This is a genomic window from Pseudomonas sp. TWRC1-2 (genome assembly GCF_049896685.1).
Taxonomy (GTDB): Bacteria; Pseudomonadota; Gammaproteobacteria; order Pseudomonadales; family Pseudomonadaceae; genus Aquipseudomonas.
Genome location: NZ_JAFCUU010000004.1, coordinates 448753 through 464044, shown reverse-complemented (window position 1 = coordinate 464044; position 15292 = coordinate 448753). Strand labels below are relative to the sequence as shown.

The window sequence follows — 15292 nt, the reverse complement described above, 5'->3', positions numbered from 1 at the left end:
GCTACAACAACCCCTGATCGGCGCATACCTTCACCACCTGCTCACGAAACCAGGTATTGGCGCTGTCCTGGCCGCTGGTTTCGTTCCACTGCATGTCCAGGGTGAACCCCGGCAGCCCGTTGGGCGCCTCGCAATGGCCGAACACGCTGGCGGGCGCCAAGAGCTTTTGCACACGGCGCGGCAGGGTGACGATGAAGTCGGTGCCGGTGATCATCTTCAACGCAGCGCTGTAACTGTTGGCCCTGGCGACCACTTGGCGCTTGTGGGCCTGGCGTGCCAGCCAGCCGTCGATCATGTTGGTGTGGGAGCTCCAGGGCGTGGGAAACACGTGGCGGCGCTCGACGAAGGATTGCAGGCTGAACCCCGGCTCGCGCGGGGTCGCGCGTTTATCGAACACACACACCAAGTCATCTTCCAGCAGCATCTGGACCTTGAAGTCTTTGTGGGCGCGGTGAAAGTTGGGGCCGAAACAAATCACCAGGTCGAGGCGACCTTCGCGCAAGTCCTCGGCGGGAATCTCGGTTTCCAGCTTTTGCACATTGACGATCACTGGCAGGTCGGCACGGTCGAAGTTCTTCAACAGGCGCGGCAGGATCAGTTGCTCAAAGTACTCCGGCGCGCACACATTGAAGGTCACGGCCTTCTGCGTCGGGTCGAAGGTCTGGCCACCGGCGTGGCACAGGTTGATGCTCTCGAGGATCTTCTGCACATGCCCGTACATGGTCGTGGCTTTGTACGTAGGCCGCATGCCTGCCCGCGTGTTGATAAACAGCTCATCCTCAAAACTGGTGCGCAGTTTCTTCAGGCTGTAACTCACAGTGGACTGGCTGACGAACAGCGTTTCAGACACCTCGGTAACGCTGCTCTGGTCGTAGACGGCGATGAACACCATCAAGTCCTGCATATCGAGCTTTCTGAGCAAATTACTGTTTAGCATCCGTTCCATCCGGTAAGCCTTGGCACTGAGGCAGCGCGCGACAAGGGCAAAAGCTTAACGGAACGGTCGTGCCAATAGAAAGCTCTGTAGGGCGTTTCTATGTTTGGTGTGGGACAAAAAATGTTGGCAATACGACGTCAGCGGATATGTCGCGCGTAATGCTTTGGATTGAACCGCGTGACGATCAGCAGCATCACCCCTATCACGGCGGTCAATGACCACCAGGCCCATTCGAAGCTGCCGAGTTGGTCGCGGATCATCCCGGCAATAAGTGGCGACAGGCCAGCAATCAGGTAGCCGATGCCTTGCACGAACGCGGTCAGGCCACCGGCGCGGCGCGGGTTGTCCAAGTGGTCGAGGGACAGGATCAGGCTCATCGGAAACAGACCGCCAATGCCCAGGCCCAGCAGGCAAGGCCACAGCAGGCTCAGGTATTGAGGGCTGAGAATAAGGCCGCAGAAACCGCAGATGATCAGCACCAGCAACACCGCGACTACCCCGCGTTTATCCTGACGGCGGTTGGCGATGGCCGGGGTGATCAGGCCGGACACGACTTCCATGGCGGTCAAGAACCCCAGCAGCAAGCCGGCATGTTGTTCGCTCCAGCCTTGCTCCACGTAGTAGGGCGCCAGCCACGCCAGCACACAGGTGTAGGAGGCGGTGCCGAGGCCGAAGAAGATCGCCAGCAACCACGCGCGACGATTGCCGAAAAACGATTCCTGCGCGCCGGCGGCGGCCTGGGGCAGTGGCGGCATTGCCGAACGCTGGGCGTACCAGAACACCAGCGCCAATAGGGCGAGCGCCGCCCAGATGGCCAGGCCGATGCGCCAGCTGCCGGTCTGCATCTGCACCAACGGCGCGAACGAAGCGGCCAGTGCCGCGCCCCCCATGATGGCGGTGACGTACAGGCCCATGAACAGCGAGACGTTGGCGCTGAAGCGTGTCTTGATCAGCGCCGGCATCAATGCCTGGATCATCGCGATACCGACGCCGGCAGCGATGGCGCTGACGATCAAGCCTGGCGCCGAATCCAGAAACAGTCGCGACAGCGTGGCCAAGCCAATCACCAGCAGCGACAGCACAATGCTGCGGTGCTCGCCAACGCGTTTACCCAGGCCCATGCCAAAGAACATCGCCAGGCCCATGGCCATAACCGGCAGCATGGTCAGCAGGGCGGCGCTGCTGAAGCTCAACGGTACATCGCCGCGAATCGATGACAACAGCGGACCGACGGCGGCCATCGACGGGCGCAGGTTCAGGGCGACCAGTACGACGCTGATCATCAGCCAGACGGCGGTGGTGGGCGTTGCGCGAACGTTTTCCATGGGTGGACCTTGAAGAGACAAGGGCGAATCAGGCCACGCAAGGGGGAGGGGAGCAAATCAGAAAATCGTTGGGGCTATCTAAAAATTGCAGGTGACTGGCACACAGCGATTCAAAATGTGGGAGCGGGCTTGCTCGCGAATGCGGTGTGTCATTCGCAGATTCATTGCCTGATGCGCCGCTTTCGCGAGCAAGCCCGCTCCCACAAGGGATCTGCGTCGCTAGAGAGCGCGGATCACATGCTTGATCTCCTGAAACGCCGCCAAGCCCCAAGGCCCCAACTCGCGGCCGATGCTGCTCTGCTTGTAACCACCCCATGCCGTTTGCGGGAAGATCACCTGCGGGGCGTTGATCCACACAAGCCCGGCCTGCAAGGCATTGGCCACGCGTTCGGCGGTGTCGACATCGGCGCTCACCACACTGGCGACCAGGCCGAAATCGCTGTCATTGGCCAGGGCAATGGCTTCCTCGGCAGTGGTAAAACGTCGTACACACAGCACCGGTCCGAAGATCTCTTCGTTCCACAACGCGCTGTTCAACGGCACATCGGTAAACACGGTCGGGCGAATGAAATAGCCCTTTGCCAGTTCGGCCGGTCGTTCACCGCCGCACAGCAAACGCGCGCCGTCTGCGATGCCACGCTGAATATGCCCCAGCACCCGCTGATACTGGGCACGGTTGATCAACGCGCCCATTTCCACCTCATCGGCAAATGGGTCTGCCACGCGAATCCCGTCGGCCCGCGTCTGCAAACGCTGCAGGAATGCGTCCGCCAAGCTGTCAGCCACCAGCACGCGGCTGGTGGCCGAACACATCTGCCCGGCGTTGAAAAAACCACCACCACAGGCCAGCTCCACCGCCAGGTCGAGGTCGGCATCCGCGAGCACCAGCAACGAGGATTTACCGCCCAGCTCAAGGCTTACACCCTTGATGGTTTCTGCCGCGCGTTGCATCACTTGCACGCCGACGGCGTTACTGCCGGTGAAGGACATCTTCGCCACGCGGCGGTCTGCGGCCAGCGGTGCGCCAACCGCCAGGCCCGTGCCGCAGACCAGGTTGAACACACCCGCCGGCAGCCCTGCCTGGGCAATAATCTTCGCCAGTTGCAACTCGGCCAACGGCGTGACTTCCGATGGCTTGAGCACCACGCAACATCCGGCCGCCAGGGCCGGGGCGAGTTTCCAGGCGGTGGTCACCATCGGGAAGTTCCACGGCACAATCAGCCCGACCACACCACAGGGCTCACGGCGCAGGCGTGCGCTGAAGTCCTCGCCGGGCAGTGCCACCGGGCGGTCTTGCGCGGCGTCCATGTCGTCGCACATGTCGGCGTAGTAGTCGAAGGTGGCGATCACATCGTCCACATCAATGCCGGCCTCAAACAGCGGCTTGCCATTGTTGCTCGACTGCAACTGCATCAGCTGCTCGCGCTGGGCGCTCACGCCTTGGGCGATCTTGCGCAGCACGGCGGCGCGGTCCCGGCCGGTGCTTTTCGACCAGTCGATGAAGGCCGCGCTGGCCGCCTCTACCGCTTGGGCCACGGTGCTCGCATCGCCCACGCTGACGTGGGCCAGGCTGGCTTCGGTGGCAGGGTTAATCACCTCGATGACGTCATGGCCTGCACGCCATTCGCCCGCAATAAACACACCGTTCAATACTGCGCTCATACCGCGACCTCCTACATCCACAGCCTCTGGTCGATTTCGATCAGCGTCGGCCCCTGGCGATCAGCGGCGGCGCGCAATGCCGTGCGCAGCTGCGCGATACCCTGAATGCTCTCGGCGGCGCAGCCCAAGGCTTTGGCCACACCGATAAAGTCCGGGGTGTAGATGTCCACACCAACCGGCTCGATGGCGCGGTTGAGCATGTACTTCTTGATCTCCTCGTAACCCTGGTTATTCCACAGCAGCACGATGACCGGCACGCGCGCCTCGACCGCGCTGGCCAGTTCCGGCAGGCTGAATTGCAGGCCGCCGTCGCCGATCAGGCACACCACCGGTTGCCCGTCGCCGCGTCCCAGCCAGGCGCCAATCGCTGCCGGCAGGGCGTAGCCCAAGGTGCCGTAGCCGGTGGAGGAATTGAACCAGCGGCGTGGGTGGTCGAGGTTCAGGGTCAGGTTGCCGCTGTACACCGGTTGGGTGGAGTCGCCCACCAGCACGGCGCCGGGCAGTTCCGCCAGCACGGTGTTGAGAAACAGGGTTTGCGCGCGGGTGGCGGCGTCCCAGGTGGGCGTCAATTCAGCCCACAGGCGCGCGACGCGTGGGCTGCCCCAGTCAGGGTCGCGCTCGCCCAATACCTGGCTGTCCAGCGCGGCCAACAACGCTTCGGCTGCGATCTGCGCATCGGCCACCAGTGCGACCTGAGGCGGGTAATTGCGCACGGTCTGGTCGGGGTCGATGTCGATGCGCAGCAGCGCGCCGGGGATCTCGAACCCCCCGGCGAAGGTCACGTCGTAATCGGTTTCCGCCAGTTCGGTGCCGATGGCCAGCACCACATCGGCTTCGGCGACCAGGGCGCGGGTGGCGACCAGCGTCTGGGTCGAGCCGATCAGCAACGGGTGCGCTGCCGGCAGCATGCCTTTGGCGTTGATGGTCAGGGCCACCGGTGCTCCGAGCCGTTCGGCCAGGCGGGTCAATTCGGGGGCCGCCTCGATGGCGCCGCCGCCGGCGAGAATCAGCGGGCGTTTTGCTGCCGCCAGTAACTGGCTCATCTGCTTCACTGCCGCCGGCGCGGCACCGGCGCGCGCCACGCTGACCGGCTCGCTGCCGAGCAGGGCATCGGCGTTTTCGACCAGCACATCCAGCGGAATTTCAATGTGCACCGGGCGCGGTCGCCCGGCCTGGAACAGCGCAAACGCGCGCGCCAGCACGCCAGGCAACTCCGCCGCCGACATCAAAGTGTGCGAGAACGCCGCCACGCCCGCGATCATCGCGCTCTGGTTCGGCAGCTCATGCAGTTTGCCGCGCCCGCCACCCAATTGGCTGCGCGATTGCACACTGGAAATCACCAGCATCGGGATCGAGTCGGCATAGGCCTGGCCCATGGCGGTGGTGATGTTGGTCATGCCGGGGCCGGTGATGATGAAACACACGCCAGGTTTACCGCGGGTGCGCGCATAGCCGTCGGCCATGAAGCCTGCGCCCTGTTCGTGGCGCGGGGTGACGTGGCGGATGCTCGAGCGCGCCAGGCCACGGTACAACTCCACGGTGTGCACGCCGGGAATGCCGAACACCTGGTCTACGCCGTAGCGTTCCAGGAGGTTGACCAATACTTCGCCGCAGGTCGCCATACATGTCGCTCTTGTTGTTGATTCGAGGCGCTATTGGAGCGGCAGGCCGGTAGCGCCAACAATCGATAAAAAGTCATACTAGCCATGTCCCCACGTCATGGCTGCGCCCAATGAAACGCTTGCCACCGCTGCCCGCGCTGCACACCTTCTGGGTCACGGCCCAGTGCTGCAACTTCACCCGCGCCGCCGAGCAACTGCACATCACCCAAGGTGCGGTGAGCCGGCAGATTGCCGGGCTCGAAAGCCATTTGGGCTACGCCTTGTTCCAGCGCCAGGCGCGGGGCTTGAGCCTGACCGAAGAGGGTCGCGAGTGGTCGCTGCGGGCGCAGCAAGTGTTTGGCTTGATCGGCGACGCGGTGGAGCAGATCGGCAGCCGCCGCCAGACCCTGCAACTCAAGGCCTCCACCTGCGTGATGCGCTGGCTGCTGCCGCGCCTGATGCAGTGGCAAAAGGAACGCCCGGACGTGCCGGTGGAACTCACCACCACCGTGGCCTACACCGTGGACTTTCGCCGCGAGCAATTCGACGCGGCGGTGATCTATGCGCCCATCGCCGAGCAATCGGCGCAGGCGCGGCATTTATTCGATGAACAACTCACCCCGGTCTGCGCGCCGGCGTTGCTCGCCAGCCTGCACACGCCGGCTGATTTGCAGCGCCAGGTGCTGCTGCACCCCACGCGGGACGAGCGCGATTGGGCGTTGTGGCTGAAGGCTGCGAACACGCGCTTGAGCAACCTGGCCCAGGGGCATCATTTTGAAACGCTGGACCTGGCAATGACGGTGGCGTCCCAGGGCTCGGGAGTGGCGATTGGCGACAGTGCGTTGATTGGCGAGGATGTGAAGGCGGGGCGGCTGGCGACACCGTTTGAACTGCGCGTGCCGACCGGGATGGGGTATTACCTGGTGTACCCGCCGGGCACTGAGCCTTCGGCCGGGCTTGAAGCACTGATGGATTGGCTGGTGAGCCAAGCCCAACCGATGTAATACCGCAGACTTAAAAGTGGGAGCGGGCTTGTGTGGGAGCTGGCTTGCCTGCGATGCAGGCACCTCGGTGTGTCAGTCATGCCGCGGTGATGCTATCGCAGGCAAGCCAGCTCCCACAGGGGGCGTCAGTAGCCGACGGTGAAACGCTGGCGCGAGTGCTTCGGCGTTTCTACTTCATCGATCAACGCGATGGCGTAGTCGGCAAAGCTGATCCAGCTGCGCCCTTGCGCGCTCACCAGCAAATCATCCTGGCCCACGCGGAATGTTCCGGTGCGCTCGGTCTCAACGAACTCCGCCGACGGCGACAGGAAGGTCCAGTCCAGCTCTTTTTCCTGGCGCAGCGCATCAAGAAATTCAGCGCCGGCGCTGGCCTCGGCCTTGTACTCCGCCGGGAAGCCAGGGCTGTCGATGACTCGGCTGCCATCCGGCAACAACAACGAACCTGCACCGCCGACCACCAGCAGGCGTTTCACGCCGGCGTTCTTCACCGGGCCGATCACCGCACTGGCCGGCAGTGTGGCGAAGTGCGCCGCACTGATCACCACGTCGCTGCCGCTGACCGCCTGTTGCAGGGCGTTGGCATCCAGGGCGTCGACCTGTTTGACGGTGACGCCCGGGCGTGCGGTCAGCGTGCCGGTATTACGCGCAAGGGCGGTGACGGTATGCCCACGACGCAGCGCTTCTTCCAACAGTTGGCTACCGGCGCGGCCGGTGGCACCAATGATTGCGATCTTGCTCATGACGCTCTCCAGTACGTTAAGGTTTAAAACCATTCACCACTTCATTTCGCCCTTGGCGACTTTGGCACCGAGGTCCAGGCTGCTCTCATCTTCAAGTTTCGGGTAACGCTTTTTCATGGCCGCGATCAGCGCAGTCGAATCCTTGGCCTTGGCGGTTTCCTCATCGAACGCTTTGATATAGCCCGCGGTGAATGCCACGGACTGCACAGTGGGTGTACCCAGGTAGTGACCCGGAATCACGGTGCGCGGTTTCAGGTCTTCGATGCGTTGCAAGGTTGCCAGCCAGTCAGCGTGGGACTGGGCGGTTTGCGTATCGGCCATCCACACGTGGGTGTTCTCGAACACCACAACGCCGCCCACCACGGCCTTGATCGATGGAATCCACACGAACGTGCGGTCCGGCTGCGGGCCGTCCAGGCCGACCACTTCCAGCGTCTTGCCTTCCAGGCTCAGGCTATGGCCTTGGAGCACCTGCGGGATGATGGCTTTGGCCGGTTTGTCGGCACCCAGCTTAGGGCCCCAGAACGCGAGTTTCTGCTCGGCGGTGGCCTTGATATGGTCGACCACCGGCTGGGTGGCTACCACCTTGGCGGCGGGGAATGCCTGCGTCAGCACTTCAAGGCCGAAGTAGTAATCCGGGTCGCCGTCACTGACGTAGATGGTGGTCAGGCGCTTGCCGCTGGCGCGAATCTTTGTCACCAGTTGCTCGGCTTGGGCATTGCCGAATTGCGCGTTCACGAGGATGACGTCGTGCTCGCCGCTGACCAGTACCGAACTGACGGGCATCATCGCCGAGGTACCAGGGTTATAAGCATCCAGCGTCAGATCGGCTGCCGCGGCATGGGCGGCGAATGCCAGGGCGGCCATGGCCGTGGCCAATCGTTTAAGCGTCGAGATCATGTGCAGCTCCAGCAGCAGGTAAGTGATGCACAGAGCTTAGTTGCACCAAACGTCACAAAAAATGCCATGCTTGAACATAGTTTGTTTCTGAAAGCGTGCAAATCATGGATCGTCTTCAAGCAATGCGGGTGTTTGTCACGGTCGTTGACCTGGGTAGCCAGTCGGCGGCGGCAGATCAGCTGGACCTGTCGCGGCCGGTCGTTTCACGTTATCTGGCAGAGCTTGAGGATTGGATGGGCGCGCGGCTGATGCATCGCACCACGCGCAAGCTCAGCCTCACCGCGGCGGGTAGCGAAATGCTGCCTCGAGCGCGGCAGTTGCTGGAGTTGTGCAACGACATGCAGGCCGCCGTCAGCGAGCCGGACGAAGCGCCGCGCGGCCAGCTACGGCTGAGTGTCAGCAGCTCGTTCGGCCAGGCGCAATTGGCGGACGCCGTGGCCGAGTTCGTCAAGCGCAACCCGTTGGTCAGTATCGATCTGCAGATGCTCGACCGTACGGTGAACCTGGTGGATGAGCGTATCGACCTGGCCATTCGCACCAGTTTTGAGCTGGACCCCAACCTGATCGCTCGCAAGCTGACGCTCTGCCGTTCGGTCATTTGCGCGTCCCCGGCCTACCTGCTGGAGCACCCGCGTCCGCAGCACGTGCACGACCTGGCGAAGCACAACTGCCTGACGCACACTTACTTCGGCAAAAGCCTGTGGCACTTCACCGAAAACGCAGAGCCGGTGTCGGTGGCGGTACAGGGCAATATCAGCGCTAACGAGGCGACCGCCCTGTTACGGGTGACATTGGCGGGGGCAGGGGTGGCGCGGCTCCCCAGTTATCAGGCGGGGGATTACATCCGCAGCGGCGAACTGATCCGTTTGCTGCCCGAGGCGGAGCCCCAGCAAATGAATGTTTACGCGGTGTACGCCTCGCGCAAGCACATGCCGTTGGCGCTGCGCAGCCTGCTGGATTTTCTGGTGCTGCGCTTTCCTGAGGAACCGGTGTGGGATGTCGGCCTTTGAACCCGACATAAAGATCTTGAATGGCGTCCAATAATGGCAACTCTTGCTGGCTGACCTATGCTTTAAACAGCACCGAGTCGATCAGTTCAGAGGTGTGCCATGACTCTAAAAATCAGAAAGTACCTGATGATTTTCATCCTGTGCGCCCTGGCTACCGCGCTGTACGGCACGGCTGCCTATCGGGTTGAACAGACCCGCATGCAGCCGACCTTTGCGGTCAGTTGCCATCAGGACATGTGCCTGCCGCGTACCGGCAGTTTCAGCGCGCTCAGGTAGGCTGTTCGGCCTTCAACTGCTCGCGGAACGCTTTGGGCGAGAACCCGACCCGGCGCCGAAACAGTCGCGAGAAGTTGGTCGGGTCGGAAAACCCCAGCACCTCCGACATCTCATTGATGGTCATGCTGGTGTAGGTCAGCAGGCGCTTGGCTTCCAGCAACTGGCGGTCATGCATGATCTGCAGCGCAGGTTGCCCACCCAATTCCCGACACGTGCCGTTCAGGTGTGAAACCGAGATGCCCAGCTTGTGGGCCAGGTCTTCGATCTTGGGGTGCTCGCGGTAATGCTGTTCGACCAGTTGGGTAAACCGCCGGAAATATTCACGCCCTCGCGGTGCCCGCGCGTGGCGACGCTGGATGGCCTGGCGGCTGATCCACACCAGCAGCACGCTGACCAAAGCGTGCATCATCATGTCGCGCGCCGGTTGCTCATCGGCGTATTCGTCCTGCAGGCGCGCAAACAGGCTGTTGAGGTAGTCGCTGTCCTTGCCGGCCGGGTAGTTGCCCAGGGCTTGCAAGCCGTCCACCGTCGAGCCCAGCTGCGTCTGCAAATGGCTGACCAGCGGCGCTGACAGCGTGACGATGAACCCTTCAACATCTTCGGCAAACCGAAACCCATGCACACACAAGGGCGGCAGCACCTGCAAGGTCGCCTCGTCGAGCGTGGTGCGCTGGCCTTCGATTTCCAGTTGCGCCTGGCCTTTATGCACGTACAGCAACTGGCACAGGTCCGCGTGCCGGTGGGGCTGGATTTCCCACTGGTATTCCCGACTGCGCCGGGAAATGGTTTCACAGTGCAACAAATCGGGCGTCGGCCATTGCTGGCTTTCCCCGTAAAGCTTGAAGACCGGAATCGCGGTACTGGCAGTTTTGGTCATGGTTTCAATCCGATACTCAGGATAGTGGTTCGGTAATCGCCCCGATTGGCAAAAAGCGCAGGCTTTGTCTCAGTTTTCACCTTCTTATGGCGGTCACTCAAGTGAAAAATGTCAGCAACAAGATCAATGACAACTCTTTCACCTCATCCGTTCGGGTGAGCCTTGCGGACCCTAAAAATAATGAAAACGCTGAAAACCCAAGTCGCCATTATCGGCGCCGGTCCCTCCGGACTGTTGCTCGGTCAACTGTTGCACAACGCGGGTATCCAGACGCTGGTGCTAGAGCGCCAGCGGGCCGATTACGTGCAAGGCCGCATCCGTGCCGGGGTGCTGGAGCAAGGCATGGTCGACCTGCTGCGCGAAGCCGGTGTCAGCCAGCGCATGGACGCCGAAGGCCTGGTGCATGACGGTTTCGAGCTGGCGCTCAATGGCCAGCTCAGCCATATCGACCTCAAGGGCTTGACCGGCGGCCGGTCGGTGATGATCTACGGCCAGACCGAAGTGACCCGCGACCTGATGCAAGCGCGTGAAGCCGCCGGCGCCCTCACGCTGTACGAAGCGCACAACGTGCAGCCCCATGACCTTAAAAGTGATCGACCGTGGCTGACCTTCGAGCATCAGGGCGAAGCCTTTCGTGTGGAGTGCGACTACATTGCCGGCTGTGATGGTTTCCACGGCGTGGCGCGCCAATCCATTCCGGCTGATTCGTTAAAGGTTTTCGAGCGCGTCTACCCCTTTGGTTGGCTGGGCGTCCTTGCCGACACGCCTCCGGTGCATGCCGAACTGGTCTACGCCAAGCACCCGCGCGGCTTTGCGCTGTGCAGCATGCGTTCGCCGACCCGCAGCCGTTATTACCTGCAAGTGCCGGCTGAAACGGCGCTGGATGAATGGTCGGATGAGCGTTTCTGGGAGGAGCTGAAAACCCGCCTGCCCAGCGCCCTGGCCGCACAGTTGGTGACCGGGCCGTCGATCGAAAAAAGTATCGCGCCGCTGCGCAGCTTTGTGGTGGAACCGATGCAATACGGGCGCCTGTTCCTGCTCGGGGATGCGGCGCATATCGTGCCGCCAACCGGGGCCAAGGGGTTGAACCTGGCGGCCAGTGACGTGAATACGCTGTTTCGCATCCTGCTCAAGGTGTATCGCGAGGGGCGCGTGGACTTATTGCCGCAGTACTCGGCAATCTGCCTGCGCCGGGTGTGGAAGGCCGAGCGGTTTTCCTGGTGGATGACCTCCATGCTGCACCAGTTTGCGGACGCGGATGGCTTCAGCCAGCGCATCGCCGAGAGTGAGCTGGCGTATTTCGTCGATTCGCAGGCCGGGCGCACAACCATTGCAGAAAATTACGTCGGGCTTGCTTACGAAGCTATCGAGTAGCCTGCTATCGTATCGAGCATTCCCGCGGGCCCTTTCTGCCCGTGGGCCTTGCTCGAAGGTTCTGCCGTGACCAACCTCAACCAGCCCACCCAACCCGTTCCCGCCGTGCGCAGTGTGCTTGCCGCCTTGATGATGGCGATCTTCCTCGGCGCACTGGACCAGACCATCGTCGCCGTGTCCATGCCGGCCATCTCCGCGCAGTTCCATGACGTCAACCTGCTGGCCTGGGTAATCTCCGGCTACATGGTGGCGATGACGGTGGCGGTGCCGATTTACGGCAAGCTCGGTGACTTGTACGGGCGTCGCCCGATGATGCTGATCGGCATGGGCGTGTTCACCCTGGCGTCGCTGTTTTGCGCCATGGCGCAAAACATGGAGCAACTGGTGCTGGCGCGCATTCTGCAGGGCATCGGCGCCGGCGGGATGATCTCGGTGAGCCAGGCGATCATTGGTGACATCATTCCACCGCGCGAGCGCGGGCGTTATCAGGGTTATTTCAGCAGCATGTACGCGGTGGCCAGTGTGGCCGGGCCGGTGCTGGGCGGGTACATGACCGAGTATCTGTCCTGGCGTTGGGTGTTTCTGATCAACCTGCCGCTGGGCGCTGGCGCCTGGTACGTGGCGCATCGCACGCTGGTCGGGTTGCCGGTGCCGCAGCGCAAGCCGATCATCGATTATGTCGGCACCTTGCTGATGATCATCGGCCTCACGGCCTTGCTGCTGGGCATCACCGAGATCGGCCAGGGCCATCATTGGCGCGACCAGCAAGTGCTCGGGCTGCTGGTGTGTGCGGGCGTGGCGCTGACGGTGTTTGTCTGGCATGAACGCCGCGCGCGCGAGCCTTTGCTGCCGATGCACCTGTTTGCCAATCGCAGCGCCGTGTTGTGCTGGTGCACGATTTTTTTCACCAGTTTTCAGGCGATTTCCCTGACGGTGTTGATGCCGCTGCGGTATCAGACGGTGACCGGCTCGGGGGCGGACAGCGCCGCGCTGCACCTGCTGCCACTGGCCTTCGGACTGCCAGTGGGGGCTTATTTTGCCGGGCGCATGACCTCGGTGACCGGGCGCTATAAGCCAATGATTCTGAGCGGCGCGTTGCTGAGCCCGTTCGCGATTCTGGGCATGGCCTATAGTGCGCCGCAGGCGGTCGGGATGACGGCGATGTTCATGTTGCTGTGTGGGATTGCGGCGGGGATGCAGTTCCCGACGTCGTTGGTGGGGACGCAGAATTCGGTCGAGCAGCGCGATATTGGCGTGGCGACCAGCACCACCAACCTGTTCCGTTCCCTTGGCGGGGCCGTAGGCGTGGCCTGCATGTCGGCCTTGTTGCTGGCGCTGTTGCAGGATTCGAGCTTTGCGCATTTGGCCAGCGGCGCGCTGGTGGCCGAAGGCAGTTCCGGCAACGTCTTGCTGGACGGCTTGAACGCCGCGCCCGGCCCGGCGCAGGATGCGCTGCGCGGGGAGTTGGCGGTGACGTTCCGGCATTTGCTGATGGTGAGTGCGGCGGTGTCGTTGCTGGGGTTGGCGGCCGCGATTGCGATGCCTAACCGAGTGCTGCGTGGGCGTGAAGACAAGGCCAAGTAACTGACCCGATGAAGATCAAATTGTAGGAGCTGGCTTGCCTGCGAAAGCGGTGTATCAGTGCCGGCTATGCAAACTGACCCACCGCTTTCGCAGGCAAGCCAGCTCCCACAGTGGATTGCATTCCAAGCCTGATCAGGGGCTGTAATACCCAACCGCCACCATGAAGTGCCCGGCCTTGCGCACATACGCGTGTTTGTTCTCGACCCTGTCGGTCACCGGGTTTTTCCAGCGGTACTTGTACTCACCCTGATCCTGCTCGGCCATCAGCTTCAAAATCGGCTCGCCCACCGGCTTGCCGTCCGGGTCCCTGATCTTGGCAAAATCGGTGTCCACCAGCCGCAGGTTGGTGCCGTGGGCCACATAGCGCCCGGTATTCAGGTCGACCACGAACACATACAGGTCATCCTGCAGGAAGTCGCCCTGCAACGAATTGATCGCCTTGAGCGTGCCGGCTTCATCCTTGACCAGTGCCTTTACCGCCTTGTCGCGCAAGCCGCGAGCCTGCTCTGGCGTGGCGCGTGGCAGGTAATAGCCGACGGCCAGAATCCGCTCGCCGATGCGCTGATAAAACACATGTTTGTGTTCAACCTTGCCGTCGTTCCAGTTCTGCCAGCGATAATCGGCCTGCTGGATGCCTTGGCCTTCGGGCACCGCCAGCGCTTGTTTGAACGAGGCTTGCAAGTCAGGCCCGAGCAACTCGGACACATCGCGGCCGATCAAGGCCGAGGACGGCCCGCCACTGGCCAGCAACACGCCTTGGGTGTCGACCACAAACACATAACGGTCATGGTCGACAAACTCCCCTTGGCGACTGAACGCGGCAAACGCCTTGTCGCCATTGCTCTGGTAATAGGCCAAGGCCTTGGTCAGCAGCGCCTTGGCGGCCTGGGCGTCCTCCTCCTGAGTGGCCGCGTGCACCTGGCTGCAACACCACAGCAGCAGCCAGGTGATTCGGAGCAGTCCCTTCATTACTCATCCCTCGTTATTGTTTGATGTGAGCACAGCGTAGACCGCTGCGGCTCAGGGCGCCGCCAGCCATTGATTGACGATGGCGTCGTATGCCCCGGTGGCGACGCTTAAGTGCAACCACTGGTCGACATAGCTTTTCCACGCCACGTCATCGCGGGGCAGCAGGAAGGCCTTTTCGCTGTATTGCATCTGCTGCTGCGGGTTGACCGCGCACAGTCCGGGCTTGAGCTTTTGCTGGAAGCGCGCCTCGCTGGCGTCGGTGATCATCACGTCCGCCTTGCCCGCCAGCAACTCGTCGAAGATGGTCACGTTGTCATGCAGGCGGATCTGCGCCTGGCCCAGGTGAGCGCGGGCAAACACTTCGTTGGTGCCGCCGGCCGGCTCGATCACCCGCACCTGCGGCTGGTTGATCTGCTCGACGCTCTGGTAGCGCTGCACGTCGGCGCATCGCACCAGCGGGATTTTGCCGTCCACACCCAGTGCCTGGCTGAAGAAGGCCTTTTTCTGGCGCTCCAGCGACACCGAAATACCGCCCACGGCGATGTCACAGCGTTGAGCCAGGAAGTCCGGCATCAGGGTTTTCCAGGTGGTCGGCACCCACGTGATCGTCGCATTCAGGCTTTTGGCCAGCGACTCGGCCATGGCAATGTCGATGCCTTCATAACGGCCATCGGCGCGCAGCGACGTGTAAGGCTTGTAGTCGCCGGTGGTGCAGACGGTGAGCGTGCCGCGCTGCACCACCTCATCGAGGCGCGAGGGCGCGGCATCGGCCAGGGCGGTGGTTGCCAAACCCGCCAATACACACAGGGCCAGGGGAGCTTTCATGCGGTCGAGTCCTTGGGGCAAGATCGGGGCGGCCATTATTTCCAGGAGCGCACCGAGGTAGCAAGCGGCGCGATTGTTTAGCCAAGCTGCAACCAAACTCCGTCAACCCTGAATTTAAACCCTCTGTGCAGGCGTGTGACGCTGCCGGGCATCTACCTCACTGTGAATCCCGCATGGACGGTTCCCCCGACACTCATCCCGCGACATT

The 15292-nt window shown here is 62.4% G+C and carries 14 protein-coding genes; 5 read left to right on the top strand and 9 right to left on the bottom strand.

The window, feature by feature from the left end:
- Window position 1 precedes the first annotated feature (1 nt).
- From ACP7B3_RS14715 to ACP7B3_RS14700, 4 genes are all read right to left on the bottom strand, one after another.
- The gene (locus ACP7B3_RS14715; protein ID WP_426179371.1) at window positions 2-937 is read right to left on the bottom strand and encodes a LysR family transcriptional regulator; all 936 of its coding nucleotides are present in this window, start codon (window positions 935-937) and stop codon (window positions 2-4) included.
- A gap of 137 nt (window positions 938-1074) precedes the next feature.
- Window positions 1075-2262, bottom strand: coding sequence for a cyanate transporter (locus ACP7B3_RS14710; protein ID WP_426179369.1), 1188 nt, complete (start codon window positions 2260-2262; stop codon window positions 1075-1077).
- A 219-nt stretch (window positions 2263-2481) separates the two neighbouring features.
- Window positions 2482-3924 (bottom strand): aldehyde dehydrogenase family protein, encoded by a 1443-nt coding sequence (locus ACP7B3_RS14705; protein ID WP_426179367.1) that lies wholly within the window; start codon window positions 3922-3924, stop codon window positions 2482-2484.
- Between the two features lie 11 nt (window positions 3925-3935).
- A complete protein-coding gene (locus ACP7B3_RS14700; RefSeq protein ID WP_426179365.1) occupies window positions 3936-5546 on the bottom strand; it encodes a 5-guanidino-2-oxopentanoate decarboxylase in 1611 nt (536 codons plus the stop codon).
- A 110-nt stretch (window positions 5547-5656) separates the two neighbouring features.
- Here ACP7B3_RS14700 and ACP7B3_RS14695 point away from each other — a divergent pair, with 110 nt between their 5' ends.
- Window positions 5657-6529: a LysR substrate-binding domain-containing protein gene (locus ACP7B3_RS14695; RefSeq protein WP_426179363.1), complete on the top strand. Its 873-nt coding sequence runs from the start codon at window positions 5657-5659 to the stop codon at window positions 6527-6529.
- Between the two features lie 125 nt (window positions 6530-6654).
- On the opposite strand, the gene ACP7B3_RS14690 is transcribed toward ACP7B3_RS14695, so the two are convergent.
- Both ACP7B3_RS14690 and ACP7B3_RS14685 read right to left on the bottom strand, forming a co-directional pair.
- Complete coding sequence (locus ACP7B3_RS14690) at window positions 6655-7269, bottom strand: NAD(P)-dependent oxidoreductase (protein ID WP_145162959.1); 615 nt, start codon at window positions 7267-7269, stop codon at window positions 6655-6657.
- Between the two features lie 33 nt (window positions 7270-7302).
- Window positions 7303-8169 (bottom strand): MBL fold metallo-hydrolase, encoded by an 867-nt coding sequence (locus ACP7B3_RS14685; RefSeq protein ID WP_426179360.1) that lies wholly within the window; start codon window positions 8167-8169, stop codon window positions 7303-7305.
- 104 nt (window positions 8170-8273) lie between these two features.
- Here ACP7B3_RS14685 and ACP7B3_RS14680 point away from each other — a divergent pair, with 104 nt between their 5' ends.
- Complete coding sequence (locus tag ACP7B3_RS14680; RefSeq protein ID WP_145162963.1) at window positions 8274-9179, top strand: LysR family transcriptional regulator; 906 nt, start codon at window positions 8274-8276, stop codon at window positions 9177-9179.
- A 99-nt stretch (window positions 9180-9278) separates the two neighbouring features.
- Window positions 9279-9455, top strand: coding sequence for a hypothetical protein (locus tag ACP7B3_RS14675; protein WP_164487913.1), 177 nt, complete (start codon window positions 9279-9281; stop codon window positions 9453-9455).
- Here ACP7B3_RS14675 and ACP7B3_RS14670 read toward each other — a convergent pair.
- A complete protein-coding gene (locus ACP7B3_RS14670) occupies window positions 9448-10332 on the bottom strand; it encodes a helix-turn-helix domain-containing protein (protein WP_145162965.1) in 885 nt (294 codons plus the stop codon). The two genes, ACP7B3_RS14675 and ACP7B3_RS14670, sit on opposite strands and share 8 nt — an antisense overlap.
- A 180-nt stretch (window positions 10333-10512) precedes the next feature.
- Here ACP7B3_RS14670 and pobA point away from each other — a divergent pair, with 180 nt between their 5' ends.
- Together pobA and ACP7B3_RS14660 are read left to right on the top strand one after the other, a co-directional pair.
- Window positions 10513-11706, top strand: coding sequence for a 4-hydroxybenzoate 3-monooxygenase (gene pobA, locus ACP7B3_RS14665; RefSeq protein WP_426179356.1), 1194 nt, complete (start codon window positions 10513-10515; stop codon window positions 11704-11706).
- 66 nt (window positions 11707-11772) lie between these two features.
- A complete protein-coding gene (locus tag ACP7B3_RS14660) occupies window positions 11773-13290 on the top strand; it encodes an MDR family MFS transporter (protein WP_416364176.1) in 1518 nt (505 codons plus the stop codon).
- A gap of 132 nt (window positions 13291-13422) precedes the next feature.
- Here ACP7B3_RS14660 and ACP7B3_RS14655 read toward each other — a convergent pair whose 3' ends face one another.
- Both ACP7B3_RS14655 and ACP7B3_RS14650 read right to left on the bottom strand, forming a co-directional pair.
- On the bottom strand, window positions 13423-14259 hold the full coding sequence (locus ACP7B3_RS14655; RefSeq protein ID WP_426179354.1) for a cache domain-containing protein: 837 nt from the start codon (window positions 14257-14259) through the stop codon (window positions 13423-13425).
- 51 nt (window positions 14260-14310) lie between these two features.
- Entirely contained in the window at window positions 14311-15084 is a 774-nt protein-coding gene (locus tag ACP7B3_RS14650; RefSeq protein ID WP_145162973.1) for a transporter substrate-binding domain-containing protein, read from the bottom strand.
- Window positions 15085-15292 lie beyond the last annotated feature (208 nt).